The 15633-nt window shown below is 45.7% G+C and carries 12 protein-coding genes; 2 read left to right on the top strand and 10 right to left on the bottom strand.

Annotated elements, in window-relative coordinates; all coding sequences use genetic code 11:
- Positions 1–228 precede the first annotated feature (228 nt).
- Positions 229–2307, top strand: coding sequence for a hypothetical protein (locus ADH68_RS12495; RefSeq protein ID WP_068960543.1), 2079 nt, complete (start codon positions 229–231; stop codon positions 2305–2307).
- 138 nt (positions 2308–2445) lie between these two features.
- On the opposite strand, the gene ADH68_RS12490 is transcribed toward ADH68_RS12495, so the two are convergent.
- Together ADH68_RS12490 and ADH68_RS12485 are read right to left on the bottom strand one after the other, a co-directional pair.
- A complete protein-coding gene (locus ADH68_RS12490) occupies positions 2446–3024 on the bottom strand; it encodes a hypothetical protein (RefSeq protein ID WP_068960544.1) in 579 nt (192 codons plus the stop codon).
- Between the two features lie 18 nt (positions 3025–3042).
- Complete coding sequence (locus tag ADH68_RS12485; protein ID WP_068960545.1) at positions 3043–3357, bottom strand: hypothetical protein; 315 nt, start codon at positions 3355–3357, stop codon at positions 3043–3045.
- A 96-nt stretch (positions 3358–3453) separates the two neighbouring features.
- On the opposite strand from ADH68_RS12485, the gene ADH68_RS12480 reads away from it, so the two are divergent.
- Positions 3454–4227 carry an IS5 family transposase gene (locus ADH68_RS12480; protein ID WP_068959933.1) on the top strand — a complete coding sequence of 258 codons (774 nt, stop codon included), beginning with the start codon at positions 3454–3456 and terminating at the stop codon, positions 4225–4227.
- On the opposite strand, the gene ADH68_RS12475 is transcribed toward ADH68_RS12480, so the two are convergent.
- The 8 genes from ADH68_RS12475 to ADH68_RS12440 all read right to left on the bottom strand — a co-directional run bounded on the left by ADH68_RS12475 (position 4214) and on the right by ADH68_RS12440 (position 15236).
- Positions 4214–4840: a serine/threonine protein kinase gene (locus ADH68_RS12475; protein ID WP_068960546.1), complete on the bottom strand. Its 627-nt coding sequence runs from the start codon at positions 4838–4840 to the stop codon at positions 4214–4216. The genes ADH68_RS12480 and ADH68_RS12475 overlap by 14 nt on opposite strands.
- A 7-nt stretch (positions 4841–4847) precedes the next feature.
- Complete coding sequence (locus ADH68_RS12470; RefSeq protein ID WP_161954350.1) at positions 4848–6455, bottom strand: leucine-rich repeat domain-containing protein; 1608 nt, start codon at positions 6453–6455, stop codon at positions 4848–4850.
- A gap of 74 nt (positions 6456–6529) precedes the next feature.
- Complete coding sequence (locus tag ADH68_RS12465; protein WP_157517398.1) at positions 6530–7486, bottom strand: hypothetical protein; 957 nt, start codon at positions 7484–7486, stop codon at positions 6530–6532.
- Between the two features lie 33 nt (positions 7487–7519).
- A complete protein-coding gene (locus tag ADH68_RS12460; RefSeq protein WP_068960549.1) occupies positions 7520–8122 on the bottom strand; it encodes a hypothetical protein in 603 nt (200 codons plus the stop codon).
- 282 nt (positions 8123–8404) lie between these two features.
- Positions 8405–9295 carry a fimbrillin family protein gene (locus ADH68_RS12455; protein WP_157755899.1) on the bottom strand — a complete coding sequence of 297 codons (891 nt, stop codon included), beginning with the start codon at positions 9293–9295 and terminating at the stop codon, positions 8405–8407.
- Positions 9296–9315: 20 nt separating this feature from the next.
- Complete coding sequence (locus tag ADH68_RS12450; protein WP_068960551.1) at positions 9316–12876, bottom strand: fimbrillin family protein; 3561 nt, start codon at positions 12874–12876, stop codon at positions 9316–9318.
- Between the two features lie 23 nt (positions 12877–12899).
- On the bottom strand, positions 12900–13691 hold the full coding sequence (locus ADH68_RS12445; protein ID WP_161953100.1) for a fimbrillin family protein: 792 nt from the start codon (positions 13689–13691) through the stop codon (positions 12900–12902).
- Between the two features lie 537 nt (positions 13692–14228).
- Entirely contained in the window at positions 14229–15236 is a 1008-nt protein-coding gene (locus ADH68_RS12440; RefSeq protein WP_068960553.1) for a YeiH family protein, read from the bottom strand.
- Positions 15237–15633 lie beyond the last annotated feature (397 nt).

The following is a 15633-nucleotide window of genomic DNA, read 5'->3' as shown; positions in this document are numbered from 1 at the left end:
GTGCAAACTTCCATCATGGGGTTTGCACCATTGTTTTTTTATGACATTACTTGGGGGCAACACCATTTCAGAGGCTTTTTAATGCTGCAAAAACCATATTTAAACAATTTAACCAAATTTTACAAGGCAAACATTTGTACGTTTACGTTTTTTTTGTATACATTTGCAAATATAACATATTAACCCCCATAACCAATATTTACTAACCTTAATAAACCAAATCAACACATGAGGAAAAGATTTTTACTCCTTGCGGCTCTTTTAGGGCCTGCCGTCACACCATCTGTTCACGCTCTGAATGATGTCTATGAGATATGGTATATAACCCATAATGAAGCAAAGGATGTCTATACCATTGAGATTCAATTCCCGGAAAAATACGACACTACCGATAAAGAGTCTCTCTACATCGAGCTCAGTAAATATCCGGATTTCACATTTATCGAAAAAGCATATAAGGTCGAAAAGGATAGACATCGTTACTTTACGCTGAACCTCGACCCGTCGGAAATTCCTGAAGGCCAGTATTATTATCGTGCGGCAGTATACACTCCAGGCACCAGCTGGTGTGATTTCAGGGTCTACGATTCACCGCCGGCCTCATCTTCATATAACGCTGCAAAACTAACCAAAATTACGGGCACAAAAGTATCAGACAGCCAAGGATACTGTATGACCGTCGACACAAACACTTACGAAGATATCCCGATATCCGATGACACAAAACTGTCGATTGAATCAGTATGGCTCAGATCGGGGCTAAACGGACAGCCGCTTATGCCCACCACTCCTCCGGGCCTCAATCCACTCAACCGTTCCGAGTTAATCGGAACACTAGAGAACTGCGACAACTCTCCGTTCGATAGTTTCTCACACGGGGCAATTGTAAGCAATGGGACAATCTATATCGGAGTCGGCTCTTCATGCAGTTTTCACCCTGCAGTAACAGGCAAATACGATAACCAGGTGAATAATCCAAGTCCTGACCGCCTGATGCTATACCGATATGACCTCGCCACAGGCAATTTTCTGTCCACCGTACGGATTAAAAACAAAAACGGCAACGAAATCGACCAGACAGGGTGCCGGATGATGCCATGGCTTCGCGTCGACGATGCCGGCACTCCATACTTCATGTGTCCTCCGTTGCATTCCAAGTCCGGCCTCGGGTCCAGCTTCCAGAAACCCACTTATGCAACGGCCGCGTTTACTCTCGATTTGTCAAAGATAAAAGAGGTCACCGGAGGGATTGCCACCTTGATTGCCGACACTATCGACTTTCACGAAGATATCAAACTTGCTGCAAATGAAACCGACTATATGTTTGGCACAATAAGCGGCGATATAATAAACAAGCCTTATCGGGTATGGGGTATGAAATACAGCCGCAGTGCCAATAGCAATCCGACTGACATCTGGGACACCAATATAAAGACGTGGGACATGGCAAACAAGAACTCCACGTTTCCACCATTTAAATCCTATACGATTGATGTAAATCCGTTTGCATCAACAGAAAAGATATTTTCGTCGTATACGCCCAAAATATATCCGGTTGATAACACGCATGTCTACACCCATGCCACACCTGCATTAGTTGTCGGTAAAACAGACTTTGCCGACTACGACAACTACGAGCCGGCATTTTATGAACTTGAGGAAACCGAAATGACTGCAACTCTGAAAAATAAACTCAGCGATGCCATTACTCCGGAAATGGATATAGCCCCGGCTACGGACACAAAACGCATGTCAGGATTTCCCGTAGTGAAGATTGGCGATATCACTGTGGCCGCATACGGGCATATCTCAGACAACAATAATGCCACAGCCGTACAATTAATTCAAATCAAAGACCCGGCACTCGGATTTGAGCCGGGCAACATTGTGCCCCTGTGGGATCTATTCAAAGAAACAGGGCTTTCCACATCACTGTTCCAAGCACTTGACATGACATTCATTCCTGCAGGAGAACAAAGTGAAACCACCCAGTCCGATGACAGCAATCTGCTGGGCCATCTGCTCGTCTACGCATCCGGAGGCGGAATGGGACTATATCGTATCAACGCACTCGAGAATGAACCGGTAACTTCAATCGACCGAATTCACGACGATGGCTCAATTGAAATCAAAGGGTCATCCCTTATCATCAACAAGACTGCAGCCTCAATCGATATTCTTGATATGCAGGGTCGAATTGTAAAGCATTACGATAGCCCGGCATGCGGCACATATCCCCTGCCCTCTTTGGCCAAAGGTGTATACATACTGCGCACTCCGACTACCGCTACAAAATTCACCATCTGAAATATCCCATTTTACCCCTCGTAACCAATCCACGGGTCTGTGTCGATAACAATGCTTTCGGCACAGACCCACTTTTTTTAGAATTACATCGGCTTGTATGCCCAACCTTGCCGATTTGCCTGCCATGAAAATTGCCGGCTATTTCGGACAAGGCATGAATGAAATTGATGTAATGCCTCCTTTTTTCGCGCCTATGTAAGCAGGCACACGAATATCGCCGCGCTCAATATCACAGACATATATTGGATGTCCGATACACAAAGTGTGGAGAGTAAACTTGTCGCCGACTAACAATTTAATATTCTGCGAGCTATTGACACGAAACCTCATATGTGAGATACACTCTATCTCACAGGATTTGTCAACACCCCATGTCAACACAAGCATGTCGCCACATTTAAGGCTGTCAGCATTCACAGCCGACTCATTTATAAATCCGGAGTCACAGGTATCATTCTCCATATTATGAAACATAAACGATTCCCAATCCTTGAATTCATTATATTGGGCGAGAATATTAAGTGTGGTCACAGACGGAAATCCCTCATATTTCACATAGCCCCATATACGTTTAATTGACGACAAGCTCAATGAACGTCCAGTCTTCTGCTGAATAAGCCGACTAAGCTCATTGAATTCGGTCGGTGTCGACGGCACATAGCCAAGATTATTATTGGTAATGTCAACAAGGGCTTCTAATGCATTGTTCTTTTCCATAATATAATAAAGGTGAGATTAACTATTGTAATTAAGCATAATAACAATGGCCGCCGCAAGTACCAGGCAGACGCCACACAAAATATATGTCAGTATTTTTGAGGACAGGAGATTAGTGAGCGTTTCCATGGCCGACTGACGCGCCCCCGGCAATTTAATCATAGCCACAGATTGCGGCCGCTTATCCGGATTATGGCTGACACACTGTTTGGCTACCTGTGCCAGAAGTCGGTCGCCGGTAGCCGAAGCAAGTTCGTCAAGTACAACCCCGAATGAATATATGTCGGCCACCGCCGATGGTTTCGCATCGGGACACATCTGTTCGGGAGCCATATAATTCTTAGAGATTGTCTAAAAATTAGTGCGAAATAATGTTATTAGGCATAACAAACCCTCAATCAGAGTGTTGAAAGAGAAAAGGCTAATATTATGCACGAAATCAATCTCTATCAGACACATCTGACCGAGGGTCAGTGGTCTTATATAAACAAAGAATTCCTTGAAAATGATAGACGCAAGAGAAAATATTCACTACAATCAGTTTTTGAAGCTATCCTCTACCTATTGGCCAGCGGTTGTCAATGGCGAAGGTTGCCTCACGACTATCCCGCGTGGAAAAGTGTCTATTATTACTACCATAAATGGAGACAAGAGGGTCGTGTCGAGCATTTCCTTGAGAAACTCGTCAGAAAGATACGTCGCAAACGCGGCCAGGCATCAAGTCCGAGTGTTGGCGCGATGGATGCCCAAAGTGTCAGATGGGGTAGCAGACAGGGAGATAACGGATATGACGGCAACAAAAAAGTCAAGGGTGTCAAAAGGAATATCATCACCGACCGCAATGGCTTCATCCTTGCGAGGAAAGTCTGTAACGCTGGTATTCACGATTCAAAAATGGCTCATGATCTATGCGGACTGGCGGATGATGTATGGGAAGACCTGCGCAAGGTATTGTCCGACCGAGGGTATCGGGGAGACGTGGACAAAGACATTGAAAAAGACTTCGGCATCGAGCTTGAGGTATCCAATACCCCCAATGGAGTTAAGGGATTCCTGCCAAAGCCGCTCAGATGGGTGGTTGAGAGGACTTTCGCATGGCTTGACTCTTGCCGCAGACTCGCCCGGAACTATGAGATACTGAATGAATCAGCGGAAGAAATGATTGATTTCGCTGCCATAAAATTTTTAATCAATAAAATTTAGACAATCTCTTAGAGCCGGCCGGAATCTTAAGCACGATGAAATCGTCACTGTCGGAAAGATTGAAATCAATAATCTTAACCACACTGCCTGAATGTGATACAAGAATATTCGACGGTTTGAGATCACGGTGAAACACCTGCTTGCTGTGGATATACCTGAGAGCATCAGCCAGCTGTACGGCTATAGCTCTTGCAGAAGTAAGCGAAAGGCAGCCTGATGCAAAAATGGTTTCAAGCGAACAACCGTCGACATATTCGAGCACAATGACGAGCCCGATGTCGCCGACTGTCTCGATACTAAGTGTGCGCCTGATACCGTGATGCTCAAGCGTGATGCCTATTTCAAATTCCTTGGCAAGAGCAATCGTATAGATTGGATCATTACGATACTGTTCCTTGAGTCCTTTGAGGATGAATCGCTTTCCGTAGCGTGTGGCCGAATATATTTCTGTCGGTCCGTGAGACGAACTATAAACCGGTGTAATATTAGTGAACTGATGGGAGAATAGCCCACCGAGATCCAACGACTCAGACAGATTATTAATACCGATAAATGCCGAGTCAGTATCTGCTATAGATGGTTTGTCAATATTTTCTTTTCGACTCTTGTTCATTTCCGTTTTAATGCCTGTATTCTTCAATCTGCTTGAAAAGCCCCCATTTTGAGTTGTTCCTGTAGACAGCCTTAGTGCCATAAGGTACATGCAAAACGCAATTTTCTGTTATAGACACCGGAGTTCCGAAGAACGCATGCTCGGCTGCGTAAGGGGGAATTGAGGCAGAGATATAAAGGTCTTTCAAGACTGTTCCGCTAAATACATAATTGCCTACATACTCAGTGCCACTCCCGAGACGCACAGTGGCAAGACTGGCACAATTCTGAAACATTCCTTCTGAAATATTGGTGATATTGTCGGGAAGCGTAATTTCAGTGAGCGCAGATTCGGCGAAAGCGCCTCGCCCTATGGCAGTGACCGACGAAGGAATCTCGATACTTGTAATAGATGTCCCGTAGAAAGCATTTTCACCGATTGACGTAATTGTAGACGGCAACGAGTATGCGCCTCCTTTCCAAAGCGGGAACCATACAATTCCGGTAGCTCCGCTATTGAAAAGCACGCCGTCAATGGAGGTGAAACTACAGTTGGCCTCCGAGACTTCTATAGCCTTAAGTAACCGACAATCCTCCGACGGCATTACAGAGGTTGTCCCTGCAGAGATTGTCAGAGTCTCAAGCGAACTACAGTGTGCAAAGGCATTCCTGGCCAGCCGAGTCGCAGAAGATGGCAGTATGGCTGACCGCAGACTTAAACAATCGGCAAACAACCCCGTTGACAGTTCGTCGGCAGAAGTAAAACGCATGCCGTCATACGACCCGCCACCTTCAACGATATATATATCCGACAGGTCAATATCTGTGACTCTGCTATCTATCTGCAATCCATCGAACGATTCCGAGCCTCCGAGTAAATGCCTTAGAAAACGGAAATCGTCACCGTTCATACAGCCGGAAATCGTGAGACAACTTAGGTCAATGCTCGTTGCGCCGGCAAAAAGCTCATGCAACGTTCCGGCTTCTGTGAGCAATATAGTATTTTTTGTCGTATATTCCAATGCCTCTCCCTTGGCTTCCCCTAAGGAATTAGACGCAAAAGGAGTGATTACATATCCCGTCATCGGTACAAGTCCGGTTATATGAAGCCGATGCTTCCCCAAAGTCAGACAATCTTCCGACAGATGTATTCTTACGGTTTCCAAAGTCGACGCGTCAGTCACATCACATCCCGCCGTCAAGACAGGTTCGCCACCATCTTCAACAATTTCAAACTCCACAATAATCCCAATCGGCCCTGTAGACAGCGCGACAGGAGGCGATACTACCGGCTTTTCATTTGGCAAAGTCGTAAAACTTATAGTCTGTGACCGCAAAGTAGCAGTAGACGTTCCGCCCTGTGCATAACATTTATATGTCGTGCCCGGCTTCAGTCCATTCAGATGCAGCGTCAGGACTGACTCTACAGATTCTTCCTTCGGAGACTGACAGGTAACCTGCCCCTCCTCTCCATAATAAAAATCTACATAAGACAGACGTCCGGTTCCGCGATTTCTGACATGGGCAGTAACCAGTGCCTCTGTACGTGTTATTTCAGTAGCGGGCTGCAGTTCTATTAACGGCTCAATATTTTCGGGACGGGCTGCATCCGAACATCCAACAGAAATCAAAGGCAAAATAATCAATGGAATAAGCAACCAGGACTGTATATATTTCAAAAATAGCGACATAGTGAATTTCCTTTTACAATTTACTTACCAAACTTTATACCTGCTCCGACAGAACCATACCAGTCTTTTCCCTTGACGGTTGTCACAGAGGCTGAAATCGCAATACGTCCAACTACAAGTGACACCCCCGCCTCAAACGAAATACCCTTGAGGCTATAATGGGAATTCTTAAGATATCCGCCACCCTCCGATGGAGCAAGCTGCCATGCAAGTGACGAAGATGAATATCCCGCTCCTTCATATACAGATAAGTTTTTTGTTATGCGATGTGCCATACCCGCATTTATCATAAATGAGCTACTGCGGGTACGTCCCGTATAGAACGGAGTAGAGCCTGCTGTCTCTCCGGTTATGCCACATTCACCTCTGACAGGTCCGATTTTGCTAAAATCGGAAGCAACATGCACAAAACCTCCATGCCTCTTCATGGCCATAAGCAATAATCCACCAAGTATGTTCCCGTTGCGACCGCCATAGCTTATTGTCGCTACAGTTTCAAGGTTAAATGGCACATATTTCACAGGAGGCCTGACCACAAGGGTATCGACACGCGTAAGCACGAGTGTGTCTCTGACAACCTTAACCTCTGCCGGCACATTGCTCATGGTAATCGGCGCTACCGGCTCTTCTATCCGCAACTCATAAGCCATGTGACTGACAACTTTGCCTGGAAATGCGTAGTCGCGCAGTACACCCCATGTCGGATGCTTAATTGTTATTTTCTTTGACCCACGAGGCAGATACAGCCATATCTCACCGGTCTTGTCGATACGCTTGACTATGCCAAGCGGTGTTGAAAACGCAAAGTCCTCCGAAGCTATTACCTTGACAAGGGCGCAATCCTCGTCGTTGAGGTCGCGCACAGGGTTGATGAACGCCGAAACATCGTTGGGCAACATCTTAAAAGAGACCACCGAAAAACGCTGGGCCCATGCCGAGGAATTAACACACAGAATGAGTACCAGTGGTAAAAGCACATGATATGTAAAACGCGACGCTGTCATATTTCACTATTCGAGATTAAAATCTCCCATATCAATTATATCATCGTCACCGGCAACAATTGAGGATGACGGTTGCCATGTACGCACATGAATAAGCGGCATGGAACTGTCTCTGAAGTCCCATAAAAGGAACATGTAGCCGTCGTCACTATATGCGCCGCAGGAATAATTCTGTCGGAGTGTGACACCATATATTCCTTCGGCCGTAGCATGTCTCATAATTCTGAATTCTGAGAATCTGACATCTATATCTTTCCCGGAATTGAAGATATGCGATAATTTTTCGAGGTATTCTTTTTTTGACCGGATACTGTATCTTACTTTGCTGTTGTCAGTCAGAGCCGTATTATATCCCTCTTTGGAACGTACCACATGTCCCACGATGATAAGTGCATCATCGCTGAAGACCTGGCGTATGAAGTCAATGTCACGGGTTTCATAAGAAGCACGCAGATGTTCGCAATAGCTCAAAATCTTATGTCTGCTTGCGGAGTCGGTCTCTTCAAGCCGTCCACTCAATATTTTTAAGGCTTCCTGCCTGAAAGGATGACCGGCCGACATCATGCGTGGTTCGGCGTCTTTAAATCCGACAGTCTCTACACGCCGCACTATTCTTTCCCTCTCAGATGTAACCGGCAAAGACATTCGGACTGAATCATCAACCGGCGTCGCTGCTGAAGAATCGGCCGACACCCGAGGTTTCTCTACAGAAATATATATTGTGTCGCGCGTAGATATTCCGTTGTCATTTTCCGAGGGTGGCTCATTGTCTAAAATAAGAGGAGGGCGCTTGTAAATACAAGCGGCCCATCCTCCTAATATCAGGCAAAGAATTATAAGCAGTATGTTAAGACTCCTCCTTTTTAAAGACATATAACAGTTAAGTCAATTTCAATTCCAATCTAAGATTTCTCCTCCGATTTCAATCTTAATCTGCTCAGGATTCTTATCTACTATGAGATTTACAATATGATGCATACCCGGTTTGAACAGGAATTTGCTCTCATAAAGAAATGATACGCCATTCATGACAACCTCAATCAAAGGCACACGATTTTCAAGACGCTGCGGTACTATAATCGCGGAATAGACTGTCGGCGCAGTCTGGCGCGCCATTATTGACTTGCGACTGCCTCGCAGAGCCTTGGTAGCCACACCGACCATAAGATCGATACTCGATTCTGTTACCGTATTATGAATATACACATCGGCCTTTTCCGGTATATCCCCTTCATAGTCCTCGCCTTTTATCAGTCTGATTGAGATTTTGCTCATGATATGGCGAAATTTTAAATCGACAGGGTTGGGCGAAGCTGAAATCTCCTTGGCTGAGGCAAACAGAAAATCAGATGACTCATACCCGTCAAGACCTGACAATTGCGACTCCCGCTGGTCAGTCGCCACTTCAAACACAAGATCTGTGATTGAGCCTATCTCATTGAGACGCGGACAATATGCATAGACATTATAAGTCCCCGCATCCCAATAAAGCGGACGTGATGACTTCCAGTTGGATCCGGTGAAAGTCAAGGCCTCATTATTGACGGTATTACCCGCAATTTCAAGAGGTTTTTCGGAGTTGCTGACAAAAACGCCCACGACATCACCGCTCTCGAAAGAGGTTTCGGTAGCGCGTGACTGCGACGGATGGCTGAACGTGAATTCCATCGCAATTTTTCCGTTGGATGTGTTGTTGTCCGGTTCCATTGAATCGTCAGTGCAGGAGGAGAGTCCGACTGTCAACAATAGAACGCTGATTATTGAACTAATATTGTGTTTCATTTGAAATGACATATATGTTATTATTTCAATTTTTTCTTGTTGGAACGGGATGAGGAAAGCGGACTCCCTTTATGGATTACCGGCGGCATTGAACGCGATGCCTTCAGCCCCGAAGTAAAACCTCCGGTACTTCTTGACGCATTTACAGACGTGCGCTTGTCGAGAGCCACAAATTCCTCAAAATTGTATTCCTCACCGGCATAGCGCTTGATGCGTTTCACGATACTTTCGCGACTGATGGTGCTATAATAGGGAATATCATTGTTCATACAACTGTTCTGTTCCGAGCGGAACACACCGCGGGTGTGCATATAGCCTCCTTCGTAGATGTCGACAATATCGCTGTAGCGAGAATCGAATATCAGATGACTCCATCCCACTGCATGCATCTTTCCGGTCAGCTCGATATTATCATACCAGCCGAGTGACTTAGCTCCAAGTATTGCGTCGACATGACCGCAACACGTGCAACCACATGCATCTATAAATGCGTTGTGATATATGTACTCGTCGGCAAGTTTGCCGAATCCGTGACCACCGGCTTCGTGCTGTATCACACCTCGTGAATCCAATGGATACCCATAGTCGCTCTTTGGACAGAATGCAATAGCGGCTCCTGACTCCCACATCTGACAAATACCACCGTAATCGGTGCTGTTTGGAACCATTATGATAAGCGTCTGGTCGATATTGCCAGCATTGACTGTCGGAGCATCCATAACATAGTCAAACACCTGGTCGTAGTCACATTTCAGACCGACACCTCCGGTGTAAGTGGTGCTGAACTTATTGTAACGGATTGAATTGACAGTGCCGACTCCTGTTTCGGTAGAAAGCGGGAAAGCGGTGTAGACATTGAAGTAGTCGCGGTAAGTGGTATATGGTTCGATTGCGAAGAAATATTCAATCTCCTGCCTCATGTCTTTCAGATAACTTCCATCGGAAATCTGCTTGGCATCGTAGCCGTCGCCGAGAATTACTATATTGATTCCGCCGTTGGAGCCTTTGGTGGCCTTTTGTAATTCGAGGAATTCATCCTCGGCATATTCGTATCCATATTGAGTCACATGGCAACTATGTGTATAGTCCTTGTCTTTAAGACGGAACACTATGTCACCCTCGCGCTGCTCGGTGGCCGACGAAGATTTTATGGTAAGGGTGATTTCATTTTTCTTGCTACCGGAGTTCTGCGACAACTCACACCATGAGGGGATTGATTCTACCTCCCAGTCGCCTTCTGCATCGATGACAAGTGTCTGGCGATGTTCAGTGCTGAGAGCACAAGCCACAGAGGGACGGCAGACAAGTTCGTGATGGGCGGCAATACGTTTGAAATCGCACCAGCCAACGGCTGTCTGATACTGTGTGAGTGATGACTCGGGTACTTCGAGTGTGAAATTGTCTTTTGCAATGCCATTGAAAGCGCCCTGCTGCACATAGGGTGGAATCTCACTCTTGCTTACAATCGAGCCTATGCCGTAGCAACCCTGGAAAGCGCCGCCATCATCATTATAGCTTGCCTCGTAGCGGATATTTTCAAGGCTTTCAGGAAACACAAGTCCCTCCAGGCTACGGCAGTGGGCGAATGCACCGGCACCGATAGTCAACAGACCTTCGCCGAATTCGAGTGTTCCCATCAGACGCCAGTTATAAGCAAATGCCTTATCACCAATAGTAACAAGATTTTTGGGAAGAACCAGTTCGCCGGAAAAATCGCAATTATAAAACACATTATCGTTGATGACCGTGAGGTTTTTCGGAAGTGCCAACTCTCCTTTGAAATTGCAATCAGAGAATGCGCTTGTTCCTATACTCATAATACCGTCGTGAAGGAGTAGAGTCCCGTCAAATCCACACGTCGAAAATGCTTCTTCCGGTATATTTGTAACACCTTGCGGAATTTCAAGTGAGCCGGTTAGATTCATACACATAAAGAACGCTCTGGCACCAAGTCGTTTCAGTTTTGACGGCAGACGCAGACTACCATATAATCCCTTACAGCGATCAAATGCATATCCGCGTATAATTTCCACATTATCAGGGATAACAAGTTCGCATGTAAATCCACATTCTGCAAAAGCGCCATTATAATAATCAATACCTTCATCACCAAATTCGTCATACTCTCCGGTTGATTGTTTTTGTGAAGTACCAATGTATCTGAGTGTAGATGGTAGAGATAACGATCCGGTCATTGACCGACATCCATTAAACGCACCGGTCTGGATATCAACTACCCCTTCAGGTATAATCAGAGAACCGGTGAGATTGGAGCATCCATAAAATGCACGCGTACCGATTGACTTTAGGACATCCGGAAGGACCAAATTAGTAAGTGTCGTTTTCCCGGAGTTAGTAGCATTTGTATAAAAAGCACTTCCCGGGATTTGGTCATCAAGAGTCTTAGTGTTATTATAAAATCCACTCTTGATTCTGACTTCTTTCAGATTGAGAGCACGAAGCATATTCATAGAATCACGCATGAAATAGAAGTCACGCGAATCAATCTGTCCTGTTATCTTTAGATTCTTCAACTGGGTATAGTCCTTGCCGGCAGCAACAATCGCATTTTTCAGGCCACCCGGTTCGGAATTGACTATGACATACTCTTTTGAAGTAGCGTCGTGACTCACAAGGTCACTTTCCCACGGAGTAATGCTCTCGCTGATAAGAGTCAAGGTGTAGTCACCCGTAGATTCCTTTTTATCAACCCGGATACCGAAATTGTTCATCTTACCGGACACATACACAAACTCTTCATTCTTAGAAAATTTGTAGGGTATACCTCCCAGGGTGATGCTGAACATCGTCGTTCCGGCCGGAACAGACTGAGGCACTACGATGGCACGCCATTCGTCGCCACGTTTTGTCGGGATAATAGAATTGGGGCTGACATCGCCTGACGATGTCACGGTTCCATCGGCAAGGTTGATGACCGCATCTTGTATGGTGTTGGTCACAAGAACCTGCTTTTCAAGGCCAACCCATTCTCCCTGTGCGAAACCGGAACCTTCGACAAGGGTGACACGGGCATTGGCCATGCGATGGGCAAGCGGGAGACGTATGACATTGGTCGTCGGCTCTACGCCTTCTACTTTACCCCAAAGGAAGTCGGATGCTTCATAGTCGCCCATAGTGCCGTTGTCATAGGTACGTGCCTGATTGGTAAGTACGGTGAAGTTGTAATTGTTGACATCGTCGGGAGAGCCAAATGGATAATAGCCATAGACATCAATGCGTGTATGCTTATCCTTCCAATAGAGATCGTAAGCCGAATTCCAGCGATAGGCGGCTTCGTTGAATGTATGGCGTACATTATCACCACGGTTTCCCTTGCTGAGCAGACTTCCGGGTACGTTGCCGTTATAATCGACGATATACACGCCCATCACATCACCATCGGCAAATCCATCATCGTTCACTCGTGATACTGCCTCCTGAGCTATCTGTCCGGCAAGATTAATCAAACTCTGACCGTCAGTCACCTGACCGGGAGCGATAAAATCTTCGTCAGAGCATGCACTCAGCATGGCAACGGCCATCAGACCGGCCGGCAAAATATACTTTTTCAATTTATGCATTGCAGTGTATCGTTAAGGTTTATTTATTCAGCAGTTCCGCCATTGTCTGTGCCGTCGTCACCCCAAGGGTTGATTGTGACATTGACACCGTTTGACGTCTTGCTCAGGATAACGGTAAATTTATGGCTTTTAGCTGCTACGAATGTGAACTCCTTCTGTAGGTTGTACTCACGACCGTCGACTGTGACGGAAATAAGATTGCCCTTTTCGACTTTCTGCGGCACAATCAAGGCTTTGTAGGAATCATCAACAAAGAGCGGATTTACAGTTGACGGCTCTCCGATAGGTGTAGCGACGCCTGTCGACAGATTGACAGTTGAGTTACACTTGACTCCGTTGATTCTGACCGATACCGAAGCTGCAGCAAGTGACTCCGCTGTGAAACCGTTGCCGGCCTCAAGGGTAATCATTATACGGCTCATCACATGATTTACGCGAACAACCGTAGCATCCTCGCTTGGTGCGACATTAGTAGTCTTGCCAATCATAAGATCTGAGGACTTATAAGCAGCTTCGGTAGACTGGTCAGATTTTACAGCAAACGGCTGAGCGTTTACTGATTGGATATTTGTATATGGATGATAAAGGTAAAAATCAGCATGAGTCTTGTTGTCAGCCCAATAAATAGGAGTGTCAGGTATCCATGAGCCATTGTAGCGGAAGCGCATGTTATCGACATGATTACCCGCATCGCTGAGAGTTCCCGGAGTGGAGCCTGAATAGTTTACTACGTAGAGTCCGATACAATCACCGGTCTCGAAGCCATAGTCTGTGGCACGGGAATCGACCAACGACGGGCTTATCCTAATTTCCATACTTTTTGTTTCGGGCTCGGGAATGACCATGTCTGGTCCATCGGAGCTCTGACAAGCGCTAAAAAGCATCGCACATCCGGCGATAACAGCGAACGAGGCTAATGTTTTCATTTTATTATGGTATTATATTGTGAAAATGATTTCATCGCAAAAATATGTAAAAATATATTTCAGAAAAATTTTATTCCGGTTCAAAACGGTTCAAACTCCAAACTTTTATAGAATACGCAAATTTCGATTATGCGGCTATACATTAAATAATACATGTGTGCCAACCGGCAATCCGGGATTAGTTATCGAAACAGCCCCTTCATTTTTAACGACAAGCACCATCCGAAATGAAATCGTAAAAACACCTTATGCAATTTTGAAATAAACCATATCAGTCCGGCGCTACATATTGTCGAATATGACAGTATGTAGCGCCGGACTGATATGGTAGCCGCCTATAAGTTGCAATTCTGAAGTCTGACGGAGATAGACAACTAATCGGCCTATCTCCTGTCAGAACTCCTAATCATTGGGGGTATTATATCCCTACAGGCAAAGCGGGGCAAGATATTTGGCAAGGATATAGCCACCGACAATAAGCCAGACATCGAGGCAGAATGCAAGAACAAACGGCTTGGCACCGGCCTTCTTAAACTTATCAATACTTGTCTCTGCACCCAAGGCAGCCATGGCCATTGTAAGGAGGAACGTATCAACATAGTTGATTGCGTCGACAAAAATAGGCGGAAGCAGATTAAGGGAGTTGAATCCTATCACTGCCAGAAAACCGACTGCAAACCAAGGTATGTTTACCTTGCCCTTCTCTGCTGTCGCTCCATCCTTTGCATTACGGCGAGCAGCCCATACTCCCAGAATAAGCAGAACAGGCACAAGCATCATCACTCGAATCATCTTGACAATAATGGAAACATTGGAAATCTCCGTACCCATGGCATTGCCGGCCCCGACAGCATGAGCCACCTCATGAAGAGTGGCACCTGAATAGATACCCATCTCCTGAGGAGTAAGGTCAACCCATCCGGAGCGATATGCGATAGGATAGAGGAACATTGAGATGGTTCCGAAGATAACCACGGTAGCCACTGCCACTGCAGTCTTATAGGCCTGTGTGCGAATCGTTGACTCTGCGCCAAGCACTGCCGCCGCACCGCATATACCGCTACCGACCGAGGTAAGAAGCGCGGTGTCACGATCCATCTTCAGCAGACGGCCAATCCAGATACCACCAAGGATTGTTACCACTACTATGATGACATCGACTACAATACCGGCGACTCCGACATTTACAATATCCTGAAATGTAAGGCGGAATCCATAGAGAATGATACCCAGACGCAACACTTTCTTGGAACAGAACTGAATACCCGGCACCCAGGTCTCAGGAAGGTGGTTGCGCAAGGAGTTGGCATACAGCATTCCAAGGATAATACCGATAATCATCGGACTGAACGATATGTCTTTAAGTATCTGCGCCTCGCCTATATAGAAGGCCGCACATGCAAATAATGCTATCAGCAGAATGCCATGCAGCATGCTGACGCGGGTTTCTGTAAATTTTGGCATTTTTTAGTGTATGAGTTAGGTTGAATTATTTCGTTAACAACTGCCACGAAAACCATCATAAAAGATAAATTCCATGGTGAACGGATTAATCGTGACGGCAAACGCCTCCCGACTAAAAATGTAACGTTTGCTCAATAGGAAAGTTCGGCGAAAGCCAAATGTTGGTAATATCATTATCCGGCCACATTTATCACAATAATAATACTCTTACGAGGGGCAAGCAGCACAACAAGCTAATCAGCAACAATTTAACCACAATTAATAGCGCAATGATTTCGCAATCTCTTAGTAAGAGATTGTGAATTTTGCTAAATTGCTGTAAACCAGCAGCTTAATTGGGCGGTTTGATTTTCCCGTAATATTTAGA

Source organism: Muribaculum intestinale, from assembly GCF_002201515.1.
In the GTDB taxonomy this organism is placed as follows: Bacteria; Bacteroidota; Bacteroidia; order Bacteroidales; family Muribaculaceae; genus Muribaculum; species Muribaculum intestinale.
The sequence above is the reverse complement of the archived record's forward strand: the minus strand, read 5'-3'. Positions and strand labels throughout refer to the sequence as shown.

Coding starts and splice junctions, on each gene's coding strand:
- ADH68_RS12495 (WP_068960543.1), top strand. CDS start 229: ATGAGGAAAAGATTTTTACTCCTTGCGGCTCTTTTAGGGCCTGCCGTC.
- ADH68_RS12490 (WP_068960544.1), bottom strand. CDS start 3,024: ATGGAAAAGAACAATGCATTAGAAGCCCTTGTTGACATTACCAATAAT.
- ADH68_RS12485 (WP_068960545.1), bottom strand. CDS start 3,357: ATGGCTCCCGAACAGATGTGTCCCGATGCGAAACCATCGGCGGTGGCC.
- ADH68_RS12480 (WP_068959933.1), top strand. CDS start 3,454: ATGCACGAAATCAATCTCTATCAGACACATCTGACCGAGGGTCAGTGG.
- ADH68_RS12475 (WP_068960546.1), bottom strand. CDS start 4,840: ATGAACAAGAGTCGAAAAGAAAATATTGACAAACCATCTATAGCAGAT.
- ADH68_RS12455 (WP_157755899.1), bottom strand. CDS start 9,295: ATGAAACACAATATTAGTTCAATAATCAGCGTTCTATTGTTGACAGTC.
- ADH68_RS12450 (WP_068960551.1), bottom strand. CDS start 12,876: ATGCATAAATTGAAAAAGTATATTTTGCCGGCCGGTCTGATGGCCGTT.
- ADH68_RS12445 (WP_161953100.1), bottom strand. CDS start 13,691: ATGGAAATTAGGATAAGCCCGTCGTTGGTCGATTCCCGTGCCACAGAC.
- ADH68_RS12440 (WP_068960553.1), bottom strand. CDS start 15,236: ATGCTGCATGGCATTCTGCTGATAGCATTATTTGCATGTGCGGCCTTC.